Below are 13557 nucleotides of genomic sequence, written 5' to 3' on the forward strand. Positions count from 1 at the left end.
GCTCTCGGGAGGGAAACGTAGTGGACAAGATCGGGCTGGGGGTCGCCGCGACCTTCACGGCCGAGCCGCTCGGGGACGCCCTGCGGTTCTGGCTCGCCGAGCTGGACGTCGAGGGCGATGTCGCCTTCGCTCCGTACGACCAGGTCTTCCCGTCGCTCCTCGACCCGGGCAGCGTGCTCGGCAGGGCCGGCGCCGTGGTCGTCCTCGTCCGCGCCGAGGACCTGGACGGGGACCTGGACGGGGACGCGCAGGACGGGCAGGACGAGCTGGACGCCGTGGTCGTCGACCTCGCCGCAGCGCTGCGGGCCTCGGTGCGCGCCTCCGGCGCGCCCCACGTGCTCGTCGTCTGCCCTCCCTCGCCTGCGCACGGCTCGCCCGAGGCCCACGCGCGCCTCGCGGCCGGGCTGACCCGGGCGTTCGAGGACGACAGGGCCGTCTCCGTGCTCACCTCCGCCGAGCCGTACGAGCCGGAGCCGGAGGCCGTCCACGACGCCTTCGCCGACCGGACCGGCAACGTGCCCTACACCGACCGCTACTTCGCCGCCCTGGCCGCCGCGGTCAGCCGCCGCCTGCACGCCGTGACCACCCCGCGTCCCAAGGTCGTCGTCGCGGACTGCGACGGCACCCTCTGGGACGGCGTGGTCGGCGAGGACGGCCCCGACGGCGTGGTCATCGGCCCCGAGCGGATGGAGATCTGGCGGGAGCTGGCCCGTCAGGTCGCCGCGGGCAGGCTGCTGTGCCTGTGCAGCAAGAACGAGGAGAGGGACGTCCGCGAGGTGTTCGCCAGGCATCCGGAGCTGCCGGTCGGCCTGGGCGACGTCACCGCGATGCGCGTCGGGTGGGAGGCCAAGCCGGACGCGCTGCGCTCGCTCGCCGCCGAGCTCCGTCTCGGGCTCGACTCCTTCCTGTTCCTCGACGACAGCCCGGTCGAGTGCGCCGAGGTCCGGGCGGGCTGCCCGGAGGTGCTGACGCTCCAGCTCCCGGCCGACGCCTCCGGGGCCGCGGCCTTCCTGCGGCACTGCTGGCCGCTGGACGTGACGTCGGTGACCACGGCCGACCGCGAACGCGGCCGGCGCTACCAGGAGGAACGGCGCCGCGAGCAGGCCAGGGACGAGATGTCCCTCGACGACTTCTTCGCCACGCTCGACCTGCGGGTGGCGATCACCCCGGCCGGTCCCGAGCACGAGGACCGGGCGGTCCAGCTCGCCGAGCGGACCAACCAGTTCAACCTCTCGGGGACGCGCCGGCTCGACGGCGACGAGAGGTTCGTCGTGGAGGTGCGGGACCGCTTCGGCGACTACGGCGTCGTCGGCCTCACCGACGTCCGGACGGAGGGCGACACGCTGCGCGCCTGCGCGTTCCTGCTGAGCTGCCGGGCGCTCGGGCGCGGGGTGGAGCACCGCATGCTCGCGCACCTGGGGGCGCTCGCGCGGGAGCGCGGGCTGGCCCGGGTGGCCCTGGCCCACCGGGCGACCGAGCGCAACCGGCCGGCCAGGGACTTCCTCGCCGCCCTGCCGGTGACGGTGGAGCCGGACGGTGGCGAGATGGCCTGGCACGTGCTCGACGCCGGCGACGCCGCGGCCGTCGTCCACAAGCCGGGCCCTGCTGAGGAGAGGGCAGCGGGGCCCGTACGCACCGCCGGGCCGGCCGTTCCCGCCGGCTGGGCGGCCGTCGAACGGATCGCGACCCGGCTGACCGGCGCCGACGCGATCCTGGACGCCATGCGGGCGGCCCGCCCCGTGGCCGAGGTGGCCGGGGCGAGCCCCGTCGAGGCGACCGTCATGCGGTTGTGGGCCGAGCTGCTCGACACGGCCCCCGCCTCGGTGGACGACGGTTTCTTCGAGCTGGGCGGCCACTCGCTGCGGCTGGTGCAGTTCATGGCGAGGGTCCGCGCCGAGTTCGGCGTCGAACTGCCCTTCGACACGCTCTACACCACCTCGTTCACCGTGGCCGAGGTCGCCAAGGTGATCGAGGAGCGGCAGCTCGCCGACGCCGGCGACGAGGAGCTGGCCGGGCTGCTCGACGAGCTCGCGGGCCTGTCGGACGAGGAGATCGACGCCCTGCTCGACGCGGAGAACGGCTGACCCGCATGGCGACGATGCTGCTGATCACCCACGGCACCAACGGCGACGTGCTCCCGTTCGTACGGATCGGGCGGGAGCTGGCCGATCGCGGCCACGACGTCACCGTCATCACGCACTCGTGGTTCGCCGACCGGATCGCCGCCGCGGGACTGCGGCACCTGCCCATCGACACGGCGGAGGGCTACGACCGGCACCTGGACGACGCCCGGCGTTACATGCTCGACCCGCTGAAGGAACCGGAGGGCGTGCTCGCGCTCTACCGGCGCAACGGCCTGTTCGAGCTGCTCGCCGACGAGGTCCGCATGATCGAGGCGCACTACCGGCCGGGCGACACCGTGGTGGTCGCCCGGCACACCTCGGGCATCGCCGCGCTGATGGCCGCCGAGCTCCGCGGGGTCCCGGTCGCGCTGGTGTCCGTCACGCCGCACCAGTACGTCTCGCTGCCGGTGCTCGCGAACCTCTTCAGGCGCGTGCTCGGCGAGGGGTACGACGAGGTCTTCCAGTCGTTCGGCCTGCGTCCGGTCCGCGACTGGGAGGCGTACCTGACGACCGCCAGGACACAGCTCGCGCTGTGGCCGGAATGGTTCGACGCCGCGGGCCAGCCGGCGCCGCGGGACGTCGTACGCTGCGGGTTCGTGCTCGGCGACACGGCGGAGGGGCCGGTCCCCGACTGGGCCGAGCCGCCCGTGCTGATCACCGGCGGCAGCGGCCAGGTGCTGCACGACCGGTTCTACGACGTCGCGGCGCAGGCATGCCGGCGGATCGGGCGGAAGGCCCTGCTGGTGAACCGGCACCCGGCGTTCCAGCCGGAGTCGCTGCCCGCCGGGGTCGAGTGGATGCGCTCGGCGCCGTTCGCCTCGTTCATGCCCCGGGTCGCCGCCGTCGTCCATCACGGCGGGATCGGCACCCTCGCCCGGGCGCTGTCGTCGTCCGTCCCGCAGGTGCTGCTCGCGCACGGCGTGGACCGGCCGGACAACGCCGAGCGGCTCGACCGCGCGGGCGTCGCGGAATGGCTTCCGGTGTCCCGGTGGAGCGAGGAGCGCACGGCCCGGCTGCTCGCGCGGGCGCTGGACGACGACGGATACCGGGAGCGGATCGCGCCGCTGGCGGCGGACGCCGCGTCTCAGGACGGCGTGCGCATCGCGGCGGATCACGCCGAGGCGCTGCTCGGCACTGACGCGATCATGAAGCGGCCGGACCCGCGGGAGCGGCTGGCGCGGCTCACGCCGGAGCAGCGGGAACGGCTGGCGCTCATGGCCCGAGCCCGGCGGAGCGGCTAGCGCGGGCCGCACGGGTGTTGCCCGGCGGCCCCGGGCTGGGCGACGATGGCGCCTGAGACGCGGAGAGTGAGGGCGCCGTGACCAATCCTTGGCTCGCTCTTGAATCCGGGGCCGACGCGGCCGAGCGCGCCGGTGAGCTGCGCCGGGCCCACGAACGCTTCCTGTCGGCAGGCGCGGTCGACGGGCCCGTACGCGCCGTGGTGGCGGAGTCGTGGCGGCGCTCGGCCCGTGCGGTGAGCCCGGACGCGCTGGCGCCGCTCGAACTCACCGACGCCGAACTGGAGGACTACCGCGACGCGCACCCGCTGGCCCGGGTGCTGCCGCTGTTCCGCGACCTGCTGGGCGGCATCGCCGACGACGGGCGGCACCTGCTCGCGGTGTGCGACGCGGCCGGGCGGCTGCTGTGGGTAGAGGGCCATCGCGGGGCGCGGGCGCGGGCCGAACGGATGAACTTCGTCGCCGGAGCCCGCTGGGACGAGGCCCACGCCGGCACCAACGCCCCCGGCGTCGCGCTCACGGTCCGTCATCCGGTGCAGATCTTCGCGGCCGAGCACTTCGCCGTGTCCGCGCAGCCGTGGACCTGCGCCGCCGCGCCGATCCACGACCCGCACACCGGCCGGCTGCTCGGCGCGGTCGACGTCACCGGTGGCGACAACCTGACGAGCCCGTACAGCCTCGCCCTCGTGCAGGCGGCGGCCCGTGCGGCGGAGGCGCATCTGGCCACCCTCCCCGCGCCGGATCTCGCGCGGGCGGTGACGCTCGCGGCGCTCGGCCGGGACGACGCCGTCCTCGCCGAGGGCCCACGCCGCATCAGGCTCGGCCCGCGGCACAGCGAGATCGTCGTCCTGCTGGCCTGCCATCCCGAAGGGCTGAGCAGCGACCAGCTCAGCGCGGAGCTGTACGGCGGCCGCGCGCTGAACCCCGTCACGCTGCGCGCGGAGCTGTCCCGGCTGCGCCACCGGCTCGGGCCGCTGCTCGACTCCCGTCCTTACCGGTTGCGGGTGCCGGTGCGGGCGGACTTCCAGGAGCTCGCCGGGCACCTGGCCGCCGCGGACGCGGAGGCCGCGCTGCGCGCCTACCGGGGGCCGCTGCTGCCCGGCTCGGACGCGCCCGGCGTGGTCTGGCAGCGCCGCCTGCTGGACGACGGCGTACGCGAACTGCTGGTGACCCGGCGCGACCCCGCGCTGCTCGAACGGTGGACGCGCGCGCCGTGGGGGAGGGACGATCTCTTCGCGTGGCAGGCGCTGCTGGCCGCGCTGCCCTCCGATTCCCCGGCGAGGGCGCGGGCCGCCCGGCGCGTACGCGATCTCGACGCGGAGTACGGGCTGCCGTTCGGGTGACGTCGCTCAGGTGATGTCGCGCAGCCAGCGCAGGGCGACCGCCGCCGCCAGGCGGGGCGGCACGGTGCCCGCGCCGAGCCCGACGTCCACGAGCAGGTCGAACACCTCGGTGCGGCGGGCCGCGACGGCGATGGCCGCGTCGATGAAGCCGTGGGAGCGGGCGGCCAGGGCGAGCGCGTCGGTGGTGCGCAGGTGCCGCCCGAGCGCCCGGCGCAGCCCGCGCCGGTAGGCGCGGAGCGGGTCGCCCGGCGAACCGAGCGCGGCCTCGGCGGCCAGCCGCCCCGACAGCAGCGCGTAGTAGATGCCCTCGCCGGTCAGCGGGTTGATCAGGCTCGCCGCGTCGCCCGCGAGAAGCACACGGCCCGCCCCCGGCACCGGTCGCCCGGTCGACAGCGGCAGGTGGTGGGCGCGCAGGTCGCGCACCTCCCCGGGCGGGTGCTCCAGCAGCGCGGGAAGCAGCCGCGCCAGCCGCCCGTGCAGCACTTCGCGGCCCGGCAGCCCGGCCTCGCGCAGGCGGGGCAGCAGCAGGCCGTAGCCGATGTTGGCCGTGCCGTCGCCCACGGGAAACGACCAGGCGTAGGCCGGCCACGCTTCGCGCTGCATGACGATGACCTGCACGTCGTCGTCGGGCGGCACGTCGGCGTACCCGCGCACCGCGATGGCGGTGTGCCGGTCGGGGCTCGGCGGGAGGCCGATCAGCCGCCGTACGGCCGAGTTGGCGCCGTCGGCGGCGACGACGACGCGGGCGGAGATCGCGCCGTCGAGCCGGATGTGCCCGCCGTGAGCGGTCAGCGTGCGCACCCGGTGGCGGCGCACCTCCACACCGCGTGCCCGCGCCGCCTCGACCAGGCGGGCGTCGAAGACCCGGCGGGGGACGACGTGGTTGGGCCGCGCGACGGCGGCGGAGACGCGGGCACCGCCGGGGGCCGTCACCGCCAGCCGCGGCGTCGGCCGGTGGTCGTCGAGCAGATCGGGCAGCCCGAGCAGGGCGAGTTCCTGCCGCGCGTGCGCCGCGATGCCGTCGCCGCAGGCCTTGTCACGCGGGAAGGCCGCCTGGTCGACCAGCAGCACCCGGCAGCCGGGATCGAGTTGCCTGGCCCGCAGCGCGGCGGCCGATCCCGCCGGCCCCGCGCCGACCACCACCAGATCCCAGACGCCGTCCACACCGTCCACGCCGTACACACGCTCCACACCGTCCAGCCTGCCACCGCCGCGCCGGAGTCCGGGGCCGCACACGGGGAAGGGGGCGGTAGTGGGCCCCGGAGTGGCGGAACACTGCGCGTGGAACACGGACGCAACGTCTCGGCAACGTGCCCGCAACTAACGTCCGGGGCGACAGACCCACACCCTGTCCGGGAGGTCCCCATCATGACCCGTTACACCGCGCCGGGACAGCCGGACGCCCTCATGGCGTACGAGCAGCGTTACGACCACTGGATCGGCGGCGAGTACGTCCCGCCGCAGCGGGGGCGGTACTTCGAGAACCCGACCCCGGTCACCGGCCAGGCGTTCACGGAGATCGCGCGTGGCACCGCCGAGGACGTCGAGCGCGCCCTGGACGCCGCCCACGGCGCCGCACCCGCCTGGGGCCGTACGTCCGCGGCCGAGCGGGCGAACGTGCTCAACCGGATCGCCGACCGCATGGAGCAGAACCTGGAGCGGCTCGCGGTCGCGGAGACGTGGGAGAACGGCAAGCCGATCAGGGAGACGCTGGCGGCCGACATCCCGCTGGCGATCGACCACTTCCGTTACTTCGCGGGGGCGATCAGGGCCCAGGAGGGCAGCCTGTCGGAGATCGACGCGGACACCGTCGCCTACCACTTCCAGGAGCCGCTCGGCGTCGTCGCCCAGATCATCCCGTGGAACTTCCCGATACTGATGGCCGCGTGGAAGCTCGCGCCGGCGCTGGCCGCGGGCAACGCCGTGGTCCTGAAGCCGGCCGAGCAGACCCCGGCGTCGATCCACTACTGGATGAGCCTGGTGGCCGATCTCCTCCCGCCGGGCGTCCTCAACATCGTCAACGGGTTCGGGGTCGAGGCGGGCAAGCCGCTGGCCTCCAGCGCGCGGGTCGCGAAGGTGGCCTTCACCGGGGAGACCACCACCGGGCGGCTGATCATGCAGTACGCCAGCGAGAACATCAAGCCGGTCACGCTGGAACTGGGCGGCAAGAGCCCCAACGTCTTCTTCGACGACGTGTCCTCCGCCGACGACGAGTTCTTCGACAAGGCGCTTGAGGGCTTCACGATGTTCGCGCTCAACCAGGGGGAGGTGTGCACCTGCCCCTCCCGGGCGCTCATCCAGCAGGGCCACTACCGGCGGTTCCTGGACGCCGCGGTCGAGCGCACGGAGAAGATCGTCCGCGGCCATCCGCTGGACCAGGCCACGATGGTCGGCGCCCAGGCCTCCAACGACCAGTTGGAGAAGATCCTGTCGTACCTCGACATCGGCAGGCAGGAGGGCGCCAAGGTGCTCACCGGCGGGCACCGCGCGGATCTCGGCGGGGAGCTGTCCGGCGGCTACTACGTCGAGCCGACGATCTTCGAGGGGGCCAACCACATGCGGGTGTTCCAGGAGGAGATCTTCGGGCCGGTCGTCTCCGTGACCTCGTTCACCGACTTCGACGAGGCCATCAAGATCGCGAACGACACGTTGTACGGCCTGGGGGCGGGCGTGTGGACCAGGGACGTCAACAAGGCGTACCGGGCGGGCCGCGCCATCCAGGCCGGGCGGGTCTGGACGAACTGCTACCACGCCTATCCCGCCCACGCCGCGTTCGGCGGCTACAAGCAGTCGGGCATCGGCAGGGAGACGCACAAGATGATGCTCGACCACTACCAGCAGACCAAGAACCTGCTGGTCAGCTACTCGGCCTCGAAGCTCGGCTTCTTCTGATGCCCGAGCCGTCCCGCGTGGACCTCACCCCCGCGGCCGCCGACCTGATCCGGCGGCTGCGGGCGGACCACGGCCCGCTGATGTTCCACCAGTCCGGCGGCTGCTGCGACGGCAGCGCCCCGATGTGCTACCCGGAGGGCGAGTTCCGCACCGGCTCGTCGGACGTGCTGCTCGCCTCGCTGACCGTGGACGGCCTGGACGAGCCGGTGACGTTCTGGATGTCGGCGAGCCAGTTCGAGCGCTGGCGGCACACCCATCTCACCGTGGACGTCGTCCCCGGCAGGGGGAGCGGCTTCTCCCTGGAGGCGCCCGAGGGCGTGCGCTTCCTCATCCGCTCCCGCCTGCTCACCGACGAGGAACGCGCCGTCCTCGACGCGTGACGCGGCCGTGGTCAGCCGGGGGAGATCCCGTCGCGGGAGTTGCGGGTCTCCGCCGCGTCGAAGAACGCCTGCGCGAGCGTCTGCCACTCGGCGGGGCCGTCGTAGAAGCCCGGCAGGGTACGGAACTCGGCGACCAGCCCGCCGCGCGTGTTCGCGCCGCCGCCCACGTTGCCGGCCGGGACGGCGGGCAGCACCTGGACGACGGCGTTGCCCATGCGCCTGCCGCCGACTCCGGTGGGGTTGGGGAGAGGCTTGCCCGTGAGGGCGACCCCGGCGGGGCCGGCCGTCATGTCCGACAACGTGGCGGCGTCGGTGTCGCCGGGGGCCGCCGCGAAGACGTCGAGCGCCGCGAGTGGCGTGCCGATGTCGGCGGCTCTTCCCGTGGCGGTGAGGAGCGAGTTCATCAGGGCGGCCTGGTTGGCCGTGAAGTACGCCTGCTCGGCGGCGGTCATCCCGTAGGTGGTGAGGACGCTGTTCGGGCTCTTGACCAGAACGGGCGCGATGTTCTTGGCGGAGCCTCCGATCTGCCCCAGCGTCAGCGTGCCCCGGCGCAGGTAGAGCGCCAGGTGGGTGAGCCAGCCGCGCAGCCCGCGGAAGTTGCCGGCCTGCTGGCGTTGCGCCGTGGTGGCGGCGCTGTACGCCTGACCCGCCAGGGTTCGCCCGATGTCGACTGCCTCGTGGATGTGGGTCCTGATGTCGCGGTAGATGCTCTGCTCGGCCGGGTTCGTCACCCGGGACGGGGCGGCGTACCGCGAACCGGCGTACCACTTCAGCAGGCTGTGGTATTCGCGCAGGTCGATGCCGATGTTGACCTGGACGCTGCCCTGGAGGTTGTGCTCCGGCAGGCGGATCGCCGGGTAGGCGCCGGTGTCGGTGTAGTCGAAGGGCCCCACGTTGACCGGGAGGGGCATCGCGCCGCCGAGCGCGGGGAACGCGCCGGCCCAGCGGGTGGTGAGCCCGTTGGTCTGCACGTCGATGGTGCTGACGAAGCCGCTGATGTTGGTCATGGCGGTGGTGAGCTGGGCCTGGCCGACCGCCGGGGGGTCCATGACGATCTCGATGATCGAGTCTCTGCTGCCCTGGCGGATCGGCCACCCCTTCCCCAGCGGCTCCGGTGGAAGCACGCGGTCGTCGTGGTCGGCGTCGACCCGGAAGCCGTTCGCGGGATTGCGGATGGTGCCGTAGGTGACCGTGCCGTTCGTGTCCCGCATGCCGACCGCGGTGATGCGGTGCCCCTGCTTCTTCGCCATCCCCGCGACGTACTCCTTGGCGACCTCGGCCTTGATCTGCGCCACCTCGGCGGGGGTGAGCTTGTCGATGGGGATGGGCACCTCGATCTCCAGCCCGATCGCCCGCTGCAGGGCGAGGACGCCGCCGCCGCGTAGCCGCCCGCCGGCCCGCCGCGCCAGGAGCGCGCGGCCGGTGCCGAGGCCGGGCCGCTCACCCCTGACGAGGGCCAGCAGTTCCGCCGCGCAGATGTCCGCCATCGCCTCGTCCGGGTCGTCGGGGCGGCCGATGACGAGCCCGCGCGCCGTCCGGTGGGCGCGTACGCCGGCGGTCTGCTGGGCGACGTGCGTCGCCTCGTGGCACAGCAGCCTGAGCCCGCCGGGAGTGGTGGGGTCGAAGGCGCCGGACCGGAAGAACATCTCGCCCCCGGCGGTGAAGGCCCGCGCCCCCGTCGCGACCGCGAGCAGGTCGGCGAGGGGACCGGCGTGGTAGCGGGCCGCCGAGAAGTCGACCTCGAAGTACGCCGAGAACAGGCGTCGCAGCCAGCCGGGCACAAGCCTGCCACGGCCGTGGGCGGCGCGTATTCCCTCTTCCAGAACGGCGCGGGAAAGCGGTCGGGACGAATCGCGGGTAGCGGGCATACGTGCTCCAGAATGTGGGGACGGTGGTGTTCCGGGCGGCCTACCGAGCATCGCGGCCACCTAGCCCGCCGTTACGAACCCGCAGTTCCGGGCCAGTTGGTGGATTTCGTGTAATCGTCATATTTTCGACGCACTTTTCCACGCAAACCGTCCCGTTTTCCTCGGAAGAATGGATTTAAGGCTGTGCCGGTAAGCCCTGGGGGGCAGGTGCAGGCGGCCGGAGGCATTTGAGATCATCGTGACCGTCCACGCCGGGACGTCGGGGAAGGGTTGCCGGATGAGCGAGGAAACGAGTACGCCGTTCAGCGAGTGGCTGCGCTCGGAGAGCGAACCGGACTGGACGGCGGTGGTCACCCACCCCTTCGCCGAGGCGATCGGCCGCGGCACCGCCGACATGCGCCACTACCTGGAGCAGGACTTCCAGTTCGTGGACTCCTTCACGGCGTTGCTCGGCGCGGCGGTCGCCACGGCCGACGGCTTCGAGTCGCGGGTCGCCGTGGGCCGCTTCCTCGGGCTGACGGTCGCCGACACCGAGCGGGGCTACTTCCACCGCGCGCTCGCCACGCTCGGAGGTGATCGGAACCCGGCCGCCCTGGAGCCGGTGACGACCGAGTTCCGGGCTCTGATGGACGAGGTGCGCCGCGGGCAGGACTACCCGCTGATCGTGGCGGTGCTGTGCGTGGCGGAGTGGACCTATCTGGGCTGGGCCTCCAGGACCACGGAACCGCCCGAGGACTTCGTCCACCGGGAGTGGGTCGAGTTGCACAGCGGGCCGGAGTTCGAGGCGTGGGTGGGCTTCCTGCGCGGCGAACTCGACCGGCTCGGTCCCGGCCTCGGCGAGGACGGGCGGGCCCGGGTGCTCGACGTCTTCCGCCGGGCGACGGCCCTGGAGCGCCGGTTCTTCGACATGGCGCTCGGTTAGGGAGATCGTCAGGGACGCAGGGCGAGCGCGGCGAGGCGGCGTAGGGACAGGCGCAGGAAGACCGCGCTCACCGGCCCGGCGACCCGCCAGGCGAGCCGCCCCACCAGGCCGAAGGGCACGTCGAGCTCCTCCTCCCAGACGATCCTGCTTCCGCCGCCGGGACGGGGCAGCACATGGAACCGTCCGACGCCGCGCACGATCCGGCCCGTGTGGCGGACCTCCACCTCGTGCGGGGGCCGCCACCCGATGACGTCCATCGTGTCCACGAACGACAGCGGGCCGATCCCGGTGGCCGCCGCGAGCCGGCTGCCCCTGCTGCGGCCGTCTCCGGCGACTACCCACGCCCGGGTCAGCACCATCCACTCGTGGTGCCTGGGCCAGTCGGTCAGCACGGCGAACACCCGATCCGGGCTCGCCTGCGCGTCCACCGCCACCGAGAGGGTCTCCACTCCGTGGGTTCTACCCCAGGAAGACGATGTCGCGCGCGGGGGCGTCGCCCGCCATGAACTCCAGCAGGCGCTCACCCTCGGCGGTCAGCGCGTCGCGGGCGGCGGCGCCCAGCGGCCCGAACGGCTCGATCTCCAGGACCGCGGTCTCCCCGGCACGCCCTCGCTTCATCCGCCACAGTCCGGCGACGAAGCCGTCGACCAGGATGGTCGCGCGGATGATCCCGTTGACCGTGAAGACCCGCGAGCGGTGCTCCTCGGCCATCACCCGCGTCCGGTCGGCGTGCGAGAGCAGCAGATTGTCGAACTCCCCCAGGAACCGCACCGGCGCCTCGGTGTCGGCGCCGGGCAGCGGCGCCCCGGGCAGGTCGAAGAGCTCCACACCGTTCTCGTCCCGGTACGTGACCAGGTCGAGCCCTTTGACCACGGAGCGCAGCCCGGTCAGGCCCGACCAGGTCCGCATGTCCTTCACTGACGCGGGCCCGAAGGCGCGCAGGTAACGCAGCACCATGTCGCCGGCGGCCGAGCCGTCCCCGAGCGGGCGGCCCAGCCACGACTCGGCGGAGACGTGCCGGGCCTGGCCCGACGCGCCCCACACCCCGCGCGGCGGGACCTGCACCAGCGGCACGACCGCGCGGACGGCCTGGGCGAGCGCGGGGCGGCCCGGCCACCGCTCGCCGAGCAGCTCGTCCAGCTCGGCGAAGCTCCGCGGCCGCTCCGCCATCAGGGCGCGGGCGGCGCTCGCCACCTCGCCGAGGTCCACCCCGTCGAGCCGCCCGCCGTACGCGGTGCGCAGCAACCGGTCGTGGAGGGGCTGGACGACCGGGCGCAGGGCCAGGCAGTCCTCGGCGCTGACGAGGTGGATGGTGCCGCGCATCAACGCGATCCGCACGGCGGCGCGGCCGGTGAGCAGATCGGCCAGGTCCTCGTGCCGGAAGCCCAGCAGGCGGTTCCACAGGCCGACGTAGGCTGAGAGTGGAGCCTGCGACTGCATGCCCACCAGGTGCTCGATCGCGGCGAGGGCCTTGCCGTCGTGGCGGCGCAGCAGCATCTGGCGGTCGAGCAGGGCGCGATTGAGCTCGCGGCGGGTCAGCACGCCGCAAACCTAACGCCCGGCACCGACAGAACCGGGGGGTGCCGCTGATGATCACTATTGACGTCCCGCTGTGGTCCGCACGGCTGCGCGCGCTGCGCCGCGGGCGGCTGTGGAGCCGCCGCGATCTGGGACGACGGCTGACCGAAGCCGCAGGGGAGCCCGAAGCCCGGCCGCCCGCGGACGCGGTCCGCGCCTGGGAGGAGGGGGAGCGGCGGCCCGACGCCCGCCACGCGGAGCTGCTGTGCCGGGTGTTCGGCGTGGACGAGGCGGGCCTGTTCGTCGGCGCGTCCGCGGGCACGACCCTCTGGCATCACGTAACCGGCATTCCGCTGGTGCCCGGGCTCTTCCCCGAAGAGGAGGAGGAACGCGTCGGGCGGGCCGTCGAGCGGCCGTCCCGCGCCGACACCGGCACGGTCCGCTACTTCGAGACGCTGACCGGCGCCTGCGCCGCGCCGGACGGCAGGCCCGCCGATCTCGCCGCCGCGCTGGGGCCGGTCTTCGCGGGCGTCGAGTCGTTCCGCGGGGACGCCGCGCCGCCCGTACGGCGGGCGCTGCAGACGCTCGCGACGCGGGAGGCGGAGCTGATCAGCCGCATGGAGCACGAGGCGGGCGACGCGCCCGGCGCGCGGGCCTGGTCGGACCGCGCGATCCGCGAGGCGCGCGAGACCGGCGACATCCTCACCGAGGTCCTGGCGCTGGTCCAGCGGGCGGAGCTGATCGACGCCGCCGAGCCGGGCGAGATCGTCGAGGCGGCCGTGGCCGCCCGTGCGCGTACGGGTCTCCCGGCCGAGGTGGCGACGCTGTCCCGGCGGCAGGAGGCACGCGCGCACGCGCGGACGGGTGAGGCGGAGCTGTGCCACCGCTGCCTGGAGGAGTGCCTGGAGGAGCCTCTCGAGGAGTGCCTGGGGGAGCCGGGCGAGACGCGGGCGGAGCTGTGCGCGGGCTGCCTGGTCGATCTCGGCAGGCCGGGCGGCGCGATCGAACTGCTGGAGGGGGAGCCCGCGCCGGCCGCGCCCGCCTACCTCGCGGCGTACGTGCTGGCCCGCCAGGCGCACGCGTACGCGGAGGCGCACGAGCGGGAAAGGGCGGCCGACCTCGCCCGGCGGTCCCTCGCCCTGGCCCGCGCCGCTGGGGCCGCCCGCGCGCTGCGCGAACTGGCCCGCGTCCATCTGCCGCCACCCGCCGGCACGCGCGGGCGCTTACTCGTGTGATGACCCGCCGCTGTTAAGTTGTGGGCGTTTCGCCGGAA

At 73.9% G+C, this 13557-nt stretch carries 11 protein-coding genes; 7 read left to right on the forward strand and 4 right to left on the reverse strand.

Features of this window, described 5'->3' with window-relative positions:
* The first annotated feature begins 20 nt into the window (after positions 1 to 20).
* The 3 genes from HHX31_RS10970 to HHX31_RS10980 all read left to right on the forward strand — a co-directional run bounded on the left by HHX31_RS10970 (position 21) and on the right by HHX31_RS10980 (position 4704).
* Positions 21 to 2084 carry an HAD-IIIC family phosphatase gene (locus HHX31_RS10970; protein WP_169947805.1) on the forward strand — a complete coding sequence of 688 codons (2064 nt, stop codon included), beginning with the start codon at positions 21 to 23 and terminating at the stop codon, positions 2082 to 2084.
* Positions 2085 to 2089: 5 nt separating this feature from the next.
* Positions 2090 to 3364, forward strand: coding sequence for a glycosyltransferase (locus HHX31_RS10975; RefSeq protein ID WP_169947806.1), 1275 nt, complete (start codon positions 2090 to 2092; stop codon positions 3362 to 3364).
* 77 nt (positions 3365 to 3441) lie between these two features.
* Positions 3442 to 4704, forward strand: a complete 1263-nt coding sequence (locus HHX31_RS10980) for a helix-turn-helix domain-containing protein (RefSeq protein ID WP_169947808.1) — start codon at positions 3442 to 3444, stop codon at positions 4702 to 4704.
* A gap of 6 nt (positions 4705 to 4710) precedes the next feature.
* Here the strand turns inward: HHX31_RS10980 and HHX31_RS10985 are convergent, their stop codons facing one another.
* Complete coding sequence (locus HHX31_RS10985; RefSeq protein ID WP_311931730.1) at positions 4711 to 5895, reverse strand: geranylgeranyl reductase family protein; 1185 nt, start codon at positions 5893 to 5895, stop codon at positions 4711 to 4713.
* A 177-nt stretch (positions 5896 to 6072) separates the two neighbouring features.
* On the opposite strand from HHX31_RS10985, the gene adh reads away from it, so the two are divergent.
* Together adh and HHX31_RS10995 are read left to right on the forward strand one after the other, a co-directional pair.
* A complete protein-coding gene (gene adh / locus HHX31_RS10990; protein ID WP_169947810.1) occupies positions 6073 to 7596 on the forward strand; it encodes an aldehyde dehydrogenase in 1524 nt (507 codons plus the stop codon).
* Positions 7596 to 7976 (forward strand): DUF779 domain-containing protein, encoded by a 381-nt coding sequence (locus HHX31_RS10995; RefSeq protein WP_169947811.1) that lies wholly within the window; start codon positions 7596 to 7598, stop codon positions 7974 to 7976. The genes adh and HHX31_RS10995 overlap by 1 nt, the downstream gene beginning before the upstream one ends.
* An 11-nt stretch (positions 7977 to 7987) precedes the next feature.
* Here HHX31_RS10995 and HHX31_RS11000 read toward each other — a convergent pair whose 3' ends face one another.
* Positions 7988 to 9844, reverse strand: a complete 1857-nt coding sequence (locus tag HHX31_RS11000) for a DUF4157 domain-containing protein (RefSeq protein ID WP_169947813.1) — start codon at positions 9842 to 9844, stop codon at positions 7988 to 7990.
* A 277-nt stretch (positions 9845 to 10121) separates the two neighbouring features.
* Here HHX31_RS11000 and HHX31_RS11005 point away from each other — a divergent pair, with 277 nt between their 5' ends.
* Positions 10122 to 10766, forward strand: a complete 645-nt coding sequence (locus tag HHX31_RS11005; protein ID WP_169947815.1) for a TenA family protein — start codon at positions 10122 to 10124, stop codon at positions 10764 to 10766.
* Positions 10767 to 10774: 8 nt separating this feature from the next.
* On the opposite strand, the gene HHX31_RS11010 is transcribed toward HHX31_RS11005, so the two are convergent.
* Positions 10775 to 11215 (reverse strand): SRPBCC family protein, encoded by a 441-nt coding sequence (locus HHX31_RS11010; protein ID WP_169947817.1) that lies wholly within the window; start codon positions 11213 to 11215, stop codon positions 10775 to 10777.
* Positions 11216 to 11225: 10 nt separating this feature from the next.
* Complete coding sequence (locus tag HHX31_RS11015) at positions 11226 to 12308, reverse strand: winged helix DNA-binding domain-containing protein (protein ID WP_311931731.1); 1083 nt, start codon at positions 12306 to 12308, stop codon at positions 11226 to 11228.
* A gap of 47 nt (positions 12309 to 12355) precedes the next feature.
* Here HHX31_RS11015 and HHX31_RS11020 point away from each other — a divergent pair, with 47 nt between their 5' ends.
* The gene (locus tag HHX31_RS11020; protein ID WP_169947818.1) at positions 12356 to 13519 is read left to right on the forward strand and encodes a hypothetical protein; all 1164 of its coding nucleotides are present in this window, start codon (positions 12356 to 12358) and stop codon (positions 13517 to 13519) included.
* The last annotated feature ends 38 nt before the right edge of the window (positions 13520 to 13557 follow it).

Origin of the sequence: Microbispora sp. H11081 (assembly GCF_012999535.1) — a bacterium.
Taxonomy (GTDB): domain Bacteria; phylum Actinomycetota; class Actinomycetes; order Streptosporangiales; family Streptosporangiaceae; genus Microbispora.

What these genes read in the sequence shown, in the direction of transcription:
- HHX31_RS10975 (WP_169947806.1), top strand. Translation starts at nt 2,090, where the DNA reads ATGGCGACGATGCTGCTGATCACCCACGGCACCAACGGCGACGTGCTC.
- adh (WP_169947810.1), top strand. Translation starts at nt 6,073, where the DNA reads ATGACCCGTTACACCGCGCCGGGACAGCCGGACGCCCTCATGGCGTAC.
- HHX31_RS10995 (WP_169947811.1), top strand. Translation starts at nt 7,596, where the DNA reads ATGCCCGAGCCGTCCCGCGTGGACCTCACCCCCGCGGCCGCCGACCTG.
- HHX31_RS11000 (WP_169947813.1), bottom strand. Translation starts at nt 9,844, where the DNA reads ATGCCCGCTACCCGCGATTCGTCCCGACCGCTTTCCCGCGCCGTTCTG.
- HHX31_RS11005 (WP_169947815.1), top strand. Translation starts at nt 10,122, where the DNA reads ATGAGCGAGGAAACGAGTACGCCGTTCAGCGAGTGGCTGCGCTCGGAG.
- HHX31_RS11020 (WP_169947818.1), top strand. Translation starts at nt 12,356, where the DNA reads ATGATCACTATTGACGTCCCGCTGTGGTCCGCACGGCTGCGCGCGCTG.